This is a genomic window from Sphingomonas sp. ID0503, assembly GCF_048565625.1.
Taxonomy (GTDB): domain Bacteria; phylum Pseudomonadota; class Alphaproteobacteria; order Sphingomonadales; family Sphingomonadaceae; genus JBLZUR01.
Genome location: NZ_JBLZUR010000002.1, coordinates 734,819 through 748,604 on the forward strand (window position 1 = coordinate 734,819; position 13,786 = coordinate 748,604).

The window sequence follows — 13,786 nt, forward strand, 5'->3', positions numbered from 1 at the left end:
CCATGCGGATGACGCTGGATTTCCGAGGACGCCTCATCCTGGTCTGCGGGGTTGCGCGCGGTGGGATCGGCGGGGCGACGGTGCGCGCGCTGGCCGGGCTCGGTGCGCGGCTTGCCTGTGTGGACCGGACGCAGGACGTTCTCGATCCCACGTTGGCGGACATCCGAGACTTGGGTGCGGAGGCGATCGGGATCGTGGCCGATCTTACCGATCCGGCGCAGACCGATGGGATCATCGGCAAGGTTCTTGAGGCATTCGGCCGCCTGGACGGCGTGGTGAACGTGGCTGGCGGGACGCGCGAGGGGGAGTGGGGGCCGCTGGAGGAGAGCGGGGTCGCGGGGTTCCGCGATACGGTCAGCCTCAACCTCGAATATGTCTTTAGCATCTGTACGCAGGCGGCGCGGTCCATGGTCGCGCGGAGCGCGCCCGCGCCGATCGTCAATGTCGGATCGATCAGCAGCCTCAACTCGGCGCCGTTCCATGGTCCCTATGGCGCGGCGAAGGCGGGGCTGAACGCGCTGACCCGGACGATGGCGTTCGAATGGGCGAGGCACGGCATCCGGGTTAACGTGGTGTCGCCAGGCGCGGTACCGTCCGAGCGGGTACTCGCGAAGGGGCTGACGCCGGATGCGGTGCGGCAGGAAGGGGCGATCAACGATGTCGTCCAGACCACCGCCGACGAGATCGCCGGGGCGATTCTGTTCCTGCTCAGCGACCTCGCGACCGGCGTCTCCGGGCACAATTTGGTGGTGGATTCCGGGATCACCACACGGAACGCGGTGCTCCCGATCCGGATGGACGCGGTGAAGGCGAGTATGTCCTAGTAGTCCTCCCCTTGGGCGAGGGAAGGATCTGTCAGGACGTCAGGCTCATGCCGCCGTCGATGACGAGCGTCTGGCCGATCACGTAGCTGGCGAGCGGCGAGGCGAGGTACAGGACTGGGCCGGCCATTTCCGCAAGCTCCGCCGGGCGCTTGACCGGGATGCGGCGGACGGTCTTGTCGACCAGCTCGTCATATCTCGGATGGCTGTTGCGGCCCATTTTTGTCTTCACGAGGCCGGGGGCGATGCCGTTCACGCGGATGCCGTCGCGGATGTAGGTCATCGACAAAGCGCGGACGAGGCCGAGGAGCGCGGTCTTCGACGCGGTATAGGCCGGCTGGTAGGGGATCGTGCGATAGGCGGCGAGCGAGCTGACCATCACGATCGCGCCGCTTGTCTCAGCGAGCATCGGCTTGAACCGCTCGGCGCAGTCGAACATCGTCGCGAGGTTGACGTCCACGACCTTGCGAAAGGTCAGGGGATCGAACTCCTCGGCCTTGAAGAAGGCGAGGGCCTGGCAGAGGACCAGTACGTCGAGCCGGTCGAACGGAGTCCGCCACGCGGCGAGGGCATCGGCCTGCCGGAAGTCGAGCGTCGAATAGGTGAGGCCGGTCATGTCGCTGAGATCGTCCGGGCCATAGTCGGAGGCCGCAGCGCGGGTGCCGGTGACGTGGACGGTGGCCCCGCAGTCGCGAAAGGCCCGCGCGATGCCGTTGCCGATCCCGCTCGATCCGCCGATGACGAGGACCTGCTTGCCGGTGAAGTCCAGCGCCTCGCGCATCAGAACAGCCCCTGGAACGAGCCGCCGTCGTTGATGATGTTCTGACCCGTAAGATAGCCCATCTGAGCGGCGCAGAGCATGGCGATGAGGTCGCCTGCCTCCTGCGGGTCGGCAATGCGGTCGGCGGCGGTGCGGGCACGGACCTCGGCCTCGACGGTCTGGTAAGGAACACCGCGCGCGTCGGCGCGGCCCTTGAGCACGTCCTGCAGCGCCTCGGTGTTGATCAGGCCGGGCAGGACGCTGTTGATGGTGACGTTATAGGGCGCCACCTCCCGCACCAGCGAGGCGATCGCGCCGGCGAGCGCGAGGCGGGCGGCGTGCGAGGGGACGCCGGTCTGCGGGAACTTGATGAAGTTGGCGGAGACGTTGACGATGCGGCCGAAGCGGCGGTCGCACATGCCCGGCGCATAGGCGTGGATCAGGTCGATCGCGGAGAAGAAGTGGACGTCGAACCAGTGCAGCCATTCGGCGCGGGTAAGGTCCTGATATCGGACGTTCCGTTGCGGCACGCCGGCATTGGCGACGAGGATGTCGGGCGCGGGGTGGGCTGCGACGAGCGCGGCGCGGCCCTCTTCCTTCGTCAGGTCCGTGGCGAAATGAGAGACCGGAACGCCGCTCTCGGCGGAGATCGCCTCGGCGGCCTCCTCCAGCGTGGCAGGCGTCCGGGCGACGATGACGACGTTCGCGCCTTCCAGCGAAAGACGGCGGGCGGCGGCGCGGCTCATCCCCTTGCTGCCGCCGCAGATGATGGCGGTGCGGCCCTTTACTCCGATATCCATGCTTCTCTCCTCAAGGTCGCTGGCCGTCACCGCGCTGGATGACAAGGCGGGTGAGGCGGGAGGCGACGATGCGCCAGCCCTCCGCCGTGCGACGGCAGGTGTCGTGGTAATGGCCGCGCCCGGCAAGGATCAGCCGCCCGGTTCGGTCGCGCAGTTCGTCGCTCATCGCCCAGATGACATGGGCAGTGTCATGACCGTCGAAGGTGAATTCCGGCATGTGGCCGTGGTGGATGGTCGCGATCTCGGCGACGGCGCGCCTGACCATCGCGATCACCGCCTCGCGCCCGTGGACCAGCAGGGGCTCGGGCGGCAGGGGCGGCGTCCATTCGCCGGTCCAGATGTCTCGCACCGTGTTGCCGTAGGTGCGGTCGAAGACGATGTCCTCGGCAAAGACGGTGTCGAGGCCGTCCCAGTCCTTGGTGTCCACAGAGCGGAAGTAGCGCGCCTTGAGCGCGCGGATGTCCTCTATGGCGGCGAGCCGCTCCGGAATGTCCATGTCCTCTCCCTTACCAGCAGAGCTACCGGATGTTGCGATAAAGCGCAAACGGACGATAAACGCACAAAAGTCGGTCCGATTGGCCCCTGTCGTGTTGACAGCCACCGGCAAAGCGGCCATCGTTTCTATATGGAACAACGGGGCGTTAATCGAACGCCGTGCGCGTGTGGAGGGGTCGTGAGGGGAACTGGACCAGCAGTCCGGGCCGGGGACATGATGTCGCCCGTTCACCGCCAGAAGCCGGGTCGCGCCTGATATGCTGCAGGAACTCGAACGCCTCGAACCATTCCGCGCGGAGGTCCGCGCCTGGCTCGCCGCCAACCTGCCCGCCGACTGGCAACAGAAGATGCTGGGTGCCGAGGAAGACGACCATGTCGCCTTCCAGAAATGGTGGTTCCAGAAACTCATGGAGGGCGGTTACGGCGCGCCGCATTGGCCCAAGGAATGGGGCGGTAGCGGCTTCTCCTTCGCCGAGCAGATCGTTCTCTATGAGGAGATCGCGCGCGCGGGTGCGCCGCGCCTGATCCTCTACTTCATCGCACTCCACCACGTCCCCGGCACGCTGCTGCACTGGGGCACGGAGGAGCAGCGCCGCCGCCATCTGCCGGCCGTGCTGAGCGGCGACGAGATCTGGTGCCAGGGCTTTTCGGAACCGAATGCCGGCTCCGACCTCGCCAGCCTGCGCACCCGGGCCGAGAAGCGGGGCGACCATTATGTCGTGAACGGACAGAAGACCTGGTCGTCCAACGCCCATCACGCGCGCTATTGCCTGCTCCTCGCGCGGACCGATCCGGCGGCGTCGAAGACCAAGGGCATCTCCTACTTCATCCTGGACCTGCAGACGCCGGGCGTGACGCTGCGCCCGATCAAGCAGATGACGGGCGCGTCGCATTTCAACGAGCTGTTCCTGGACGACGTGGTCATTCCGGCCGAGAACCTGATCGGCCCGGAGAACGGCGGCTGGGCGGTGGCGCAATCGACGCTTTCGTCCGAGCGCGGCCTCTCCGTCCTCGAACTCGCCGAGCGGATGCGGCAGGGGTTCAAGCTGCTGCTGGCCGATGCGCGGGCGCCGAAGGACGGCGGGCGCGTGCCCTATGAGGACGATGAGATCCGCCGCGGGCTGGTCGGCATCTATAGCCGGATCGAGGCCTTGCGCCTGCTGGTGAATAACCAGCTGACCAGCGTGCTGAAGGGTGAGGCCGTCGGCGTCGAGCCGTCGATCATCAAGCTCTACTACAGCGATCTGCTGCGCGACTTCACCGAACTGGGTGTGTCGATCGGCGGGATCGATGCGCAGTATCTGCAGGCCGTGCTGATGGGCGGCGCCAACGAGACCGGTTATTGGATGCAGGACTATCTCTATTCCTGGGCCTGGACGATCTCGGGCGGCAGTTCGGAGATCCAGCGCAACATCATCGCCGAGCGGGGCCTGAAGCTGCCGCGCGAGCCGCAGGCCAAGGCCGCGTAAGAAGAGGATCGGTCGACACCAATGGAATTCGCCTGGGCCCCCGAACAGGAACGGTATCGCGAGCGGGTGAAGGCCGCGCTCGACGAGCTCCTGCCCGATGATTGGGACGAGAAGTACGTCCCCGAAAGCTATGCGTCCGACCTGCAGGTCGCCTTCTCGCGCGAGTTCTGCGCGGGGCTTGCCGAGCGTGGGCTGCTGACGCCGCACTGGCCGGTCGAATATGGTGGCAACAACAGCGCCGACTGGGACCACTTCGTCCTGGGCGAGGAGATGAAGGGCGCGGGCGAACCGCGCGGCCCCCAGTACATGAACGTGAACTGGATCGGCCCGACGCTGATGCGCTACGGCACGGCCGAGCAGAAGGACCAGCACCTCAAGGGCATATCCAGCGGCAAGGTGATCTGGTGCCAGGGCTTTTCGGAGCCGAACGCCGGCACCGATCTCGCCGCGCTCAAGACCCGCGCCGAACGGCAGGGCGACGAATACGTCGTCAACGGATCGAAGATCTGGACCAGCTATGCGCGCACCGCCGACTGGTGCTTCCTGCTCGCCCGCACCGGATCGGGCCGCAAGGACGTGTCGATCTTCCTGGTGCCGATGGACACGCCCGGTATCTCGGTCACCAGCTTCCCCGGCCTGATCAAGCCCGGCCATCTGAACGAGGTGTTCTTCACCGACGTGCATGTGCCCGCCGCCAACCGCGTCGGCGCGGAGGGGCAGGCCTGGGAGATCGTGACCCATGCGCTCGCTTTCGAGCGGGTCGGCGTGGCGCGTTATCACACCGGTCTAGATGCGCTCGACCTCGCGGTCGCGCAGCTGAAGCGGGAAGGGCGCTGGGATGACGATCCGATCGCCCGATCCCGCGCCGGCATGTTGGTCGCGAAGTTCGAGGCGGCGCGGATGCTGACCTATCTGGTCGTCGACCAGCGGGTGAAGGGGATGCCGCCCGGCACCGACGCCAACCTGGCGCGCGTGGTGGCGCTCGACGCGGTGTCGGACATGATGAACTTCATCGCGGAGTTCGTGCCCGATTGCCTCGCCGGCGGCGACGTCCTGCTCGACGATTATTACCGGATCAACGTGCCGGCGGGGATCACCGGCGGCACCAACGAAATCCAGCTCGATCTCGTCGCCCAGCGCGAGTTCGGGCTGCCGCGGGGCTGAGATGGACCTTCACCTGACCGAAGACCAGCAGGCGCTCGTCGCCGCGCTGCAGGACATCATGGGCGATCATCAGGCGCTGCCGCAGGACGAGCGGTTCAGCTACGCCTGGCACGACGCGGCGCTGCAGTCGCTGCTGGCGGAGAGCGGGTTCCTGGATGCAGGCCGGGACATCGGTCCCCTTGAGGCGGCGCTGGTCACGTTTGAGGTGGCGAAGGGCATTTCGGCGATCGACACGATCGGCGCCGGGCTCGTCGCGCCGCTGACGCTGCCGTCGGAGCGGTTCGCCGGGCCCGTGGCGTTGGTCGCCGTAGCGGGGCTGGACAAGGCGATCCGCAACTTGCCGATCGCCGGCACCTTGCTGGTCGATTGCGGAGATGATGTCGTCGTGCTGCCGGTGGACGCGGCAGCGGTCGAGTCGGTCGAGAGCGTCTACGCCTTCCCCTATGGCCGCTTCGCCGAGCGCCCGGACCTTGCCGGCGGGAAGCGCTTCGCTGGCGCGGGCGCGGCGATGCGCCGCTGGTGGCGCGTCGGGATCGCGGCGGAGATCGCCGGCGCGGCGCGGGCATCCATCGACTTCACGATCGACTATGTGAAGCAGCGTCATGTTTTCGGCCGCCCGGTCGGGTCGTTCCAGTCGGTGCAGCACCGTCTGGTGCAGCGGCACGGCTGGGCGAAGAGCCTCTATTATCTGGCGATGCGCGGGGCGTGGAGCGAGCGAGCGATCGACGCCGATATCGCCGCCTGCCATGCGCAGCTCGGCATCCAGGCACTGCTGTTCGACCTTCACCAGTTCCACGGCGGCATGGGCGTGACGACCGAGCATCTGCTGCATTTCTGGACCTATCGCATCCGCGCGCTTCAGGCGGAGGCGGGCGGGCTCCACAATGCGGCCCTCGCCATCGCGGCGGCGCGCTGGGCCGAATCCGCTCCGGCGCTGGCCGAGGCTCCTGTTCGGGCGACGGCATGATGAGCGAGATGATCGACACCGAAGAACTGCGCGAGGCGATCCGTGGCGTGCTCGCCGATCGCGCGGGCGACAGCATCGAGATACCGGAAGAGGAAGGGCGAGGTCTCGATCGCGCGCTTTGGGAAGAGATGGCTGGCCTCGGCTGGCTGAGCCTCGCCATCCCGGAGGCGCATGGCGGCCTTGGCCTCGGCCTGACGCATCTCGGCGTGCTCTACGAGGAACTGGGCCGGCAACTGGCGTCCGTGCCGGCGCTGCCGACGATGCTCGCCGCCGCCGCGATCGCGGAGCATGGCGACGAGACCATGAAGGCGCGCTGGCTGCCGAGGATCGCGGCGGGCGATTGCCTGGCGGCGGTCGCACTGCCGGGCGAGGCGGGCCTGCCCGTGCTCGGCCCGGGCAACCGGATTGACGGTGCCGTCGACCACCTCGCCTTCGCCGGTGTCGCGACGCTTCTGCTCATTCCGGTGCGCAGTGCGGCCGGCACGGCCCTCGCGCTTATCGAACCCGCAGCCGATGGCGTGTCCGTCACGCCGCGCCCCGTGGTCGATCTGACCCGCAGCGTCGGCCACGTCACGCTGTCCGGAGTGGCGGTCGAGGCGGGCGCGCTTCTTCATCTCGACGCGCAGGCCTGGGATGCGCTTGTGAACCATGCGGCGATGGGGCTTGCCGTCGATGCGGTCGGCGGGGCGGCGGCGCTGCTCGACCGCACCGTCGAGTATCTCACCGTGCGCGAGCAGTTCGGGCGACCGATCGGATCGTTCCAGGCGCTGAAGCACCGCGCCGCCGACTGGAAGGTGAAGATCGAGGCGATGACCGCGCTCGCCCGCCATGCCGCGGCGCTGGGCGAAGCGGGTGCCGAGGATGCCTCTGCGACCGCATCCGCCGCGAAAGCCTATGCCTGCGACACCTATGCGGCGTTCTGCGGCGATGCGATCCAGCTGCACGGCGGGATCGGCTTCACCTGGGAGCATCCGTGCCACCTGTTCCTGAAGCGGGCGAAGCTCAGCCAGCAACTGTTCGGCAGCTCGACCGTGCATAAGGAGCGGGCGGCGCGTTTCGCTTTTGAACGGCAATCGGCGGAGGGCGATCGTCCCGCGCCGATGCTGGAGTGGGCTTGATGGAGGAGACCATGGACCAGATCGTCAGCAATCCGCCGCACGCCGGCGGCACCGTGACGCCGGGCCAGCGCCGGCTGCTCGAAAAGATGCCGGAACTGGCCGACTGCCACTTCCCGCAGGTCCGCGACACCGTGCCGGCCACCAACTACACCGATCCCGCGCGCTATGAGGCGGAGCTGGCGGCGGTGTGGAAGAGCGTGCCGGTGATCGCGGCCCCATCGGCGCTGCTGCCGGAGCCGAAGAGCTTCCACCAGGTGACGATCGCCGGGATGCCGGTGCTCCTTACCCGTAACAAGGACGGCGTGGCCAAGGCCTTTGCCAATGTCTGTCGCCATCGCGGCATGAAGCTCTGCACCTCGACCAAGACCGAGAAGGCGCCGCGGATCGTATGCCCCTATCACGCCTGGACCTACGACCTCGACGGCAAGCTGATCGGCCTGCCGCGTGCCGAGATATTCCCCGGTCTCGCCAAGTCGGAACTGGGCCTGCGCGAACTGCCGTCGCGTGAGGCAGGCGGGCTGATCTGGGTCGGCCTCGATCCTGAGAAGGAGTACGACTTCTCGACGGTTGACGGCGAGCTGGCGGAGGACTTCGACGCGCTCGGCCTCGGCACCAGCTACCTCTCGCACTACGCCACCTTCCCGGTCGATGCGAACTGGAAGCTGGTGATGGATTCGATGCTCGACAGCTATCACGTCACGCGGCTGCACAAGGACTCGCTGGCGCAGTTTTCGGTCGATTCCGAGAACCAGATCGACCGCGTCGGCCCCCATATCCGCAACGCCGCCCACCGCAGCAATTTCGAGCGGAAGCTGATCACCGATCGCCACGACGAGCTGCGCTGGATCATGGTGTTCTCGTATATCGGCTTCCCGAACGGGATCATCGTTGTCAGCCCGCATTACACGAGCCTTGGCGTGGTCCGGCCGATCGCAGTCGATAAATGCGCGGTCGACTATTACCTGCTTGCTCCGAAGAAACCGGAGACCGAGCGCGCTGAGATCCGCCTGCAGAAATCGATGGACCTGATGACGCAGGTGTTCGGCGAAGAGGACTATTGGGCGGCCGCCATGTGCCAGGAGGGGCTGTCCTCCGGCACGTTGAAGGAGGTGCAGCTGGGCGGCATGGAGGTGCAGATCCGCATGTTCCAGGATGCCGTCACCGAGTGTCTCGAACGCGCCAAGTCCGCGTGAGCCTTGACCGGCTGAAGGGGCAGTTGCGGCTGCCGGTGGTGGCCGCGCCGATGTTCCTGGTTTCCGGCCCCGACCTCGTGATCGCGGCGGGGCAGGCGGGGGTGCTGGGCGCCTTCCCCGCGATCAATGCGCGCAGCACCGAGGAACTGAAGGGCTGGATCGAGCGGATCGAGGGTGCGCTCGGCGGTTCTCCCTATGCGGTGAACCTCATCGTGCAGGCGGCGGGGTCGCCGCGCTTTGCCGACGATCTGGCGCTGATCGAGGCGAAGAAGCCGCCGGTGGTGATCACCAGCGTCGGCCAGCCCGCCGAAGTGGCGGCGCGGGTCCACGCCTATGGTGGCGTCGTCTTCCACGACGTCGCGACGATCCGCCATGCGGGGAAGGCGATCGAGGCGGGGGTGGATGGGCTGATCCTGCTGACCGCCGGTGCGGGCGGACATACCGGAACCGCGAACCCCTTCGCCTTCGTGTCGCAGGTGCGCGCGTTCTGGAACGGCGGCGTGATCCTGGGCGGTGCGATCAGCGACGGGCGCGGGGTGGCGGCGGCGCAGGCGCTCGGCGCGGACCTCGTCTACATGGGCACCCGCTTCGCCGCCACGCAGGAGTCGCTGGCGCCGGAGGATTACAAGGCGCTCTTGGTCAGCGAGACGCTGGCCGACGTGATCACCACCGATCGCGTCTCCGGCCTGTCCGCCACGTTCCTGCGCGGCTCGATCGCCCGCGCCGGCCTCGATCCCGACGCGTTGCCGGAGCGTCTGGGCGTGTTCAAGCCGAACCTGCCCGGGGGCCTGAAGGCCTGGCGCGACATCTGGAGCGGCGGACACGGCGTCGGCGGGATCACCGACCTGCCGCCCGTTGCCGAATTGGTCGAGCGTCTGGAGGCGGAGCATCGGGCTGCCCTGGAGAGCCTCAGGCCGCTCTGACCGGCTGCACCCGTCAGGTTGAGGCCGGCCGCCAGCCGATCCCGACATCGCTGACGACGGGGAAGTTGGTCCATTCGCCGGTGGGCGTGCGGTAGAAGCCGGCCGCCGCGAGTGCACCACCGTCGACATGGATCGTGGTGCCCGTCACCCAGGCGGACAGATCGCTCGCCAGGAACACCGCGCATCCGGCCGCGTCCCGCGCCTCGCCGAAGCGGCCCATCGGGATCCAGCGTTCGATATGATCGCGGTGCTCGGGCGCGATCATCTGCGACACCGGCACCTGGGCGGTCTCCGTGGTCTCGGGCGCGATGATGTTCACGCGGATGTTCTCCGGCCCCAGCTCAAGCGCGATGCTCCGGGTGAAGCCAGTGATGGCCGCCTTGAACGCGGCATAGATCGCCGCCGGGGGCGCCCCGCGATAAGCCTCGATCGTGGACAGGTTGATGATGCTGCCGCCTCGGCCGCCGGCGCGGATCAGGGGGAGGGCGGCCTTGGTGCAGGCGAAGATGTGCTTGAGGTTGATCGCGTAGAGCGCGTCCCAATCCTCTTCGCTGCGGTCCGCGAAAGATCCGCGCAGGCGCAGGCTGTCGCCGACATTGTTGACGAGGACGTCGAGCGCGCCGAACCGGCGTTCGACCTCCGTGAAGGCGCGGGCGATGGTTTCAGCCGAGCGGACGTCGCCCTCGACCACGACATGTTCCGGCCCGAGCACCTCGCGGAGATCGGCGGCGCGCGCCGGATCGATCTCGATCGTGGCGGTGCGCGCGCCGAGCGCCGCATAGGCCTCCACGATCGCGCGGCCGATCCCTGCGCCCCCGCCGGTCACGACGGCGACCTTGCCGTCGAGCCGGATCGACGGCGCCTCGGTCACGCGATCACCATCCCGCCGTCGACCGGCATCGAGATGCCGGTGGTGAAGGTGGCGCCGTCCGACAGCAGCCAGATGGCCGCCGACGCGATTTCCGACGGATCCGCCATGCGGCCCATCGGGCGGGTGCGCGTCTTGGCGAGCGCCGGGTTGGCGTTGCTGGAGTTCATCGCCAGCGGCGTGACGGTCGCGCCCGGCAGGATGGCGTTCACGCGGATGTTCTGTTCGGCGCAGTCCATGGCGGCACCGCGCACCATGCCGTCCACACCCGCCTTGGATCCGCAATAGTCGGAACTCCACGGCAGGCCCTTCACGGCGGCGGCGGAGGAGACGGCGATCACTGAACCCTCACTATACGGCCACATCGCCGCGATCTGGTACTTCAGGCAGAAGAACATCCCACGCAGGTTGATGCGGTGGACGCGGTCCCATTCCTCGACGGCAATCTCGTGGATCGGCTTGGAGCAGCCGGCGATGCCCGCGCAGTTGATCGCGCCGTGAAGCTGGCCGTAGGCACCGGTCGCGGCCTCCACCATCGCGCGGACGCTCGCCTCTTCGGAGACGTCGACGGTGACGAACTGCGCCTGGCCGCCCGCGTCGCGGATCGCGGCGGCGATCGCCTCACCTTCCTCGTTGCGGTCGGCGATGGTGATCGCCCAGCCTTGCGCCGCGAGTCCCTCGACACAGGCCTTGCCGATGCCGCTTGCGCCGCCGGTAACGATCGCCGATTTCGCCTGTGCCATATGCCTCTCCTCGCTTGGCCCTTGCCAATGATAGGCCGATGGCTAATGATGGCGATAATAGAACGCAAGGGCGATAATCGAACTTGTTACGTTCGTTTGATCAACCAAGGGAGAGGCCCGTGGCGACCAGTTTCCAGGCACCGCTCAAGGATCCGAAGCGCATCTTCATCGGCGGTGAGTGGGTCGATCCCTCCTCCGACGCACTGATCGACGTGATCTCGCCCGCGACCGAGGAGCTGTTCGTCCAGGTGGCCAGCGCCCAGGCGTCGGACGTGGATCGCGCCGTCGCCGCCGCCCGCGACGCCTTCGACAACGGCCCCTGGCCGCGCATGAGTCACAAGGAACGCGCCGACTACATGAACCGCCTGGCCGAGGAGCTGACGGCGCGGGCGGCGGATGCCGCGCAGATCTGGCCCAACGAGATGGGTATCCTCCATTCGGTCGCGAGCAGCGTCACGCCCGCCGCCGGACACTTCTTCCGCTACTACGCCAAGATGGCGGATACCTTCGCCTTCGAGGAGGAGCACAAGACCGTCTCCGGCGCGAAGCTCGGCCTGCTGGTGCGGGAGCCGGTTGGCGTGGTCGGCGCGATCATCCCCTGGAACGGGCCGATCATGATCACCGCGTTCAAGGTGGCGCCGGCGCTCATCGCCGGCTGCACCGTGGTGATCAAGGGATCGCCGGAGGCGCCAGGCCATGCGCTGCTGATGGCCGAGGTGGCCGAGAAGGTCGGCCTGCCGAAGGGCGTCATCAACGTCGTCATCGCCGATCGCGACGCGTCCGAGGCGCTGGTCCGCAATCCCGGCATCGACAAGATCAGCTTCACCGGCTCCTCGGCGACCGGCCGCCACATCGCCTCGATCCTGGGCGAGCGGATGGCCCGCTACACGCTGGAGCTGGGCGGCAAGTCGGCGGCGATCATCCTCGACGACTATGATGTCGAGACCGCCGCGAACGAAATCGCGGCCCGCGCCTGCGACATGACCGGACAGGTCTGCGCCGCGCTGACCCGCGTCGTCGTGCCGCGCCATCGCGCCGATGCCGTGGCCGATGCGATCGGCGCCGCTTTCTCCAAGGTCGTCGTCGGTGATCCCTTCGACCCGGCGACACAGATGGGTCCGGTCGCGACGCGGAAGCAGCGGGATCGTGTGCAGGGTTATATCGATCGTGCCAAGGCGGACGGCTATCGCGTCGCCGGCGGCGGCGGTCGCCCCGCGCATCTCAATCGTGGGTTCTTCGTGGAGCCGACCGTCTTCGCCGGCGTCGACAACAATGCGGCGATTGCGCAGGAGGAGGTGTTCGGCCCCGTCCTGTCGGTCATCCCCGCCGCCGACGAGGCCGATGCCGTGCGCATCGCCAACGACTCCCAGTTCGGCTTGAACGGCGCGGTGTTCACCAACGACGTCGATCGCGCCTATTCGGTCGCGCGCCAGATCCGCACCGGCACCGTCGGGCATAACGGCCATCACGTCGACTTCATGATCGCCTTCGGTGGCTTCAAGCAGTCCGGCGTGGGGCGCGAGGGCGGGGTGGAAGGGCTCTATCCCTATCTCGAAACCAAGACGATATTGCTGGGCGGCCGGCCCGGCCATCTGCCTCCCGTCGAGGTCTGAGCGCAGGCCGCACGGGAGAAGTCATGCCGATCGTCGAAGGGCGGCTGCGCGCCGCATTGTACCTGCCTGCCTCCAACGCGCGTGCGCTCGCCAAGGCGAGGACCTTGCCCGTGTCGCTGGTGATCCTCGACCTTGAGGACTCGGTGCCCGCCATCGATAAGACCAGTGCGCGGGACGCGGCGGTGGCGGCGGTCGGGCCGGACTTTCCGAACGCCATCATCCGCGTCAACGCGGCCGACAGCTCGCATCATGACGCCGACGTGACCGCCGTGGCGGGAAGCGCCGCGCCGGCCGTCGTCGTCCCCAAGGTCGATGATGCGGCGACTGCCGCAAGGGTTGCGGCGGCGCTCGGCAAGCCGATCTTCGCGATGATCGAGACGCCGAAGGGTGTGTTCGCCGCGCGCGAGATCGCGGCCGCGGAGGGTGTGATCGGGCTGATCGCTGGCGGCAACGACCTCGCCAAGGAACTGCGCCTGCCTCCTGCGGGCAATCGGCCGGGCCTGCACCTGTCGCTTCAGATGATCGTGCTGGCGGCGCGGGCCGCAGGCGTGCTGGCGCTGGACGGCGTGTTCAACGGGTTGGAGGATGCCGCCGGGCTTGAGGCCGAGTGCCTGGAGGGCAAGGCTCACGGTTTCGACGGCAAGACCCTGATCCACCCCAATCAGGTGGAGACCGCCAACCGCGTGTTCGGGCCGACCGCCGAGGAGGTCGAGGATGCAGAGGCGCTGGTCGCTGCCGCCCGCGACGGGGCCGAGCGGTTCCGGGGACGTATGATCGAGAACATGCACGTCGCCACCGCGCGTGACATCCTGGCCGAAGCAGCCCGCTTCGTCTGAAACAGCTCAGAAGGCT

Annotated in this window: 14 protein-coding genes; 9 read left to right on the forward strand and 5 right to left on the reverse strand. The window is 67.8% G+C overall.

Annotation, left to right across the window (positions count from 1 at the left end; all coding sequences use genetic code 11):
• Positions 1-2: 2 nt before the first annotated feature.
• Positions 3-824, forward strand: coding sequence for an SDR family NAD(P)-dependent oxidoreductase (locus ACM608_RS04555; RefSeq protein ID WP_419682077.1), 822 nt, complete (start codon positions 3-5; stop codon positions 822-824).
• A 31-nt stretch (positions 825-855) separates the two neighbouring features.
• Here the strand turns inward: ACM608_RS04555 and ACM608_RS04560 are convergent, their stop codons facing one another.
• The 3 genes from ACM608_RS04560 to ACM608_RS04570 are packed head-to-tail and all read right to left on the reverse strand — an operon-like array spanning position 856 to position 2,877.
• On the reverse strand, positions 856-1,602 hold the full coding sequence (locus ACM608_RS04560; protein ID WP_419682078.1) for an SDR family NAD(P)-dependent oxidoreductase: 747 nt from the start codon (positions 1,600-1,602) through the stop codon (positions 856-858).
• Positions 1,602-2,381 (reverse strand): SDR family oxidoreductase, encoded by a 780-nt coding sequence (locus tag ACM608_RS04565; RefSeq protein WP_419682079.1) that lies wholly within the window; start codon positions 2,379-2,381, stop codon positions 1,602-1,604. The genes ACM608_RS04560 and ACM608_RS04565 overlap by 1 nt, the downstream gene beginning before the upstream one ends.
• 10 nt (positions 2,382-2,391) lie before the next feature.
• The gene (locus tag ACM608_RS04570; RefSeq protein ID WP_419682080.1) at positions 2,392-2,877 is read right to left on the reverse strand and encodes a nuclear transport factor 2 family protein; all 486 of its coding nucleotides are present in this window, start codon (positions 2,875-2,877) and stop codon (positions 2,392-2,394) included.
• A gap of 256 nt (positions 2,878-3,133) precedes the next feature.
• On the opposite strand from ACM608_RS04570, the gene ACM608_RS04575 reads away from it, so the two are divergent.
• The 6 genes from ACM608_RS04575 to ACM608_RS04600 are packed head-to-tail and all read left to right on the forward strand — an operon-like array spanning position 3,134 to position 9,710.
• Positions 3,134-4,345: an acyl-CoA dehydrogenase family protein gene (locus tag ACM608_RS04575; RefSeq protein ID WP_419682081.1), complete on the forward strand. Its 1,212-nt coding sequence runs from the start codon at positions 3,134-3,136 to the stop codon at positions 4,343-4,345.
• 21 nt (positions 4,346-4,366) lie between these two features.
• The gene (locus tag ACM608_RS04580) at positions 4,367-5,509 is read left to right on the forward strand and encodes an acyl-CoA dehydrogenase family protein (protein ID WP_419682082.1); all 1,143 of its coding nucleotides are present in this window, start codon (positions 4,367-4,369) and stop codon (positions 5,507-5,509) included.
• Between the two features lies 1 nt (position 5,510).
• A complete protein-coding gene (locus ACM608_RS04585; RefSeq protein ID WP_419682083.1) occupies positions 5,511-6,476 on the forward strand; it encodes an acyl-CoA dehydrogenase family protein in 966 nt (321 codons plus the stop codon).
• The gene (locus ACM608_RS04590; protein WP_419682084.1) at positions 6,476-7,594 is read left to right on the forward strand and encodes an acyl-CoA dehydrogenase family protein; all 1,119 of its coding nucleotides are present in this window, start codon (positions 6,476-6,478) and stop codon (positions 7,592-7,594) included. The genes ACM608_RS04585 and ACM608_RS04590 overlap by 1 nt, the downstream gene beginning before the upstream one ends.
• Positions 7,594-8,787: an aromatic ring-hydroxylating oxygenase subunit alpha gene (locus ACM608_RS04595; protein ID WP_419682085.1), complete on the forward strand. Its 1,194-nt coding sequence runs from the start codon at positions 7,594-7,596 to the stop codon at positions 8,785-8,787. Before ACM608_RS04590 ends, ACM608_RS04595 begins: the two co-directional genes overlap by 1 nt.
• The gene (locus ACM608_RS04600; RefSeq protein WP_419682086.1) at positions 8,784-9,710 is read left to right on the forward strand and encodes an NAD(P)H-dependent flavin oxidoreductase; all 927 of its coding nucleotides are present in this window, start codon (positions 8,784-8,786) and stop codon (positions 9,708-9,710) included. The genes ACM608_RS04595 and ACM608_RS04600 overlap by 4 nt, the downstream gene beginning before the upstream one ends.
• A 13-nt stretch (positions 9,711-9,723) precedes the next feature.
• Here the strand turns inward: ACM608_RS04600 and ACM608_RS04605 are convergent, their stop codons facing one another.
• Both ACM608_RS04605 and ACM608_RS04610 read right to left on the reverse strand, forming a co-directional pair.
• Positions 9,724-10,581, reverse strand: a complete 858-nt coding sequence (locus tag ACM608_RS04605; RefSeq protein ID WP_419682087.1) for an SDR family NAD(P)-dependent oxidoreductase — start codon at positions 10,579-10,581, stop codon at positions 9,724-9,726.
• Positions 10,578-11,321 carry an SDR family NAD(P)-dependent oxidoreductase gene (locus ACM608_RS04610; RefSeq protein ID WP_419682088.1) on the reverse strand — a complete coding sequence of 248 codons (744 nt, stop codon included), beginning with the start codon at positions 11,319-11,321 and terminating at the stop codon, positions 10,578-10,580. Before ACM608_RS04610 ends, ACM608_RS04605 begins: the two co-directional genes overlap by 4 nt.
• 119 nt (positions 11,322-11,440) lie before the next feature.
• On the opposite strand from ACM608_RS04610, the gene ACM608_RS04615 reads away from it, so the two are divergent.
• Both ACM608_RS04615 and ACM608_RS04620 read left to right on the forward strand, forming a co-directional pair.
• The gene (locus ACM608_RS04615) at positions 11,441-12,934 is read left to right on the forward strand and encodes an aldehyde dehydrogenase (RefSeq protein WP_419682089.1); all 1,494 of its coding nucleotides are present in this window, start codon (positions 11,441-11,443) and stop codon (positions 12,932-12,934) included.
• A gap of 23 nt (positions 12,935-12,957) precedes the next feature.
• Entirely contained in the window at positions 12,958-13,770 is an 813-nt protein-coding gene (locus tag ACM608_RS04620) for an HpcH/HpaI aldolase/citrate lyase family protein (RefSeq protein ID WP_419682090.1), read from the forward strand.
• Positions 13,771-13,786: the final 16 nt, after the last annotated feature.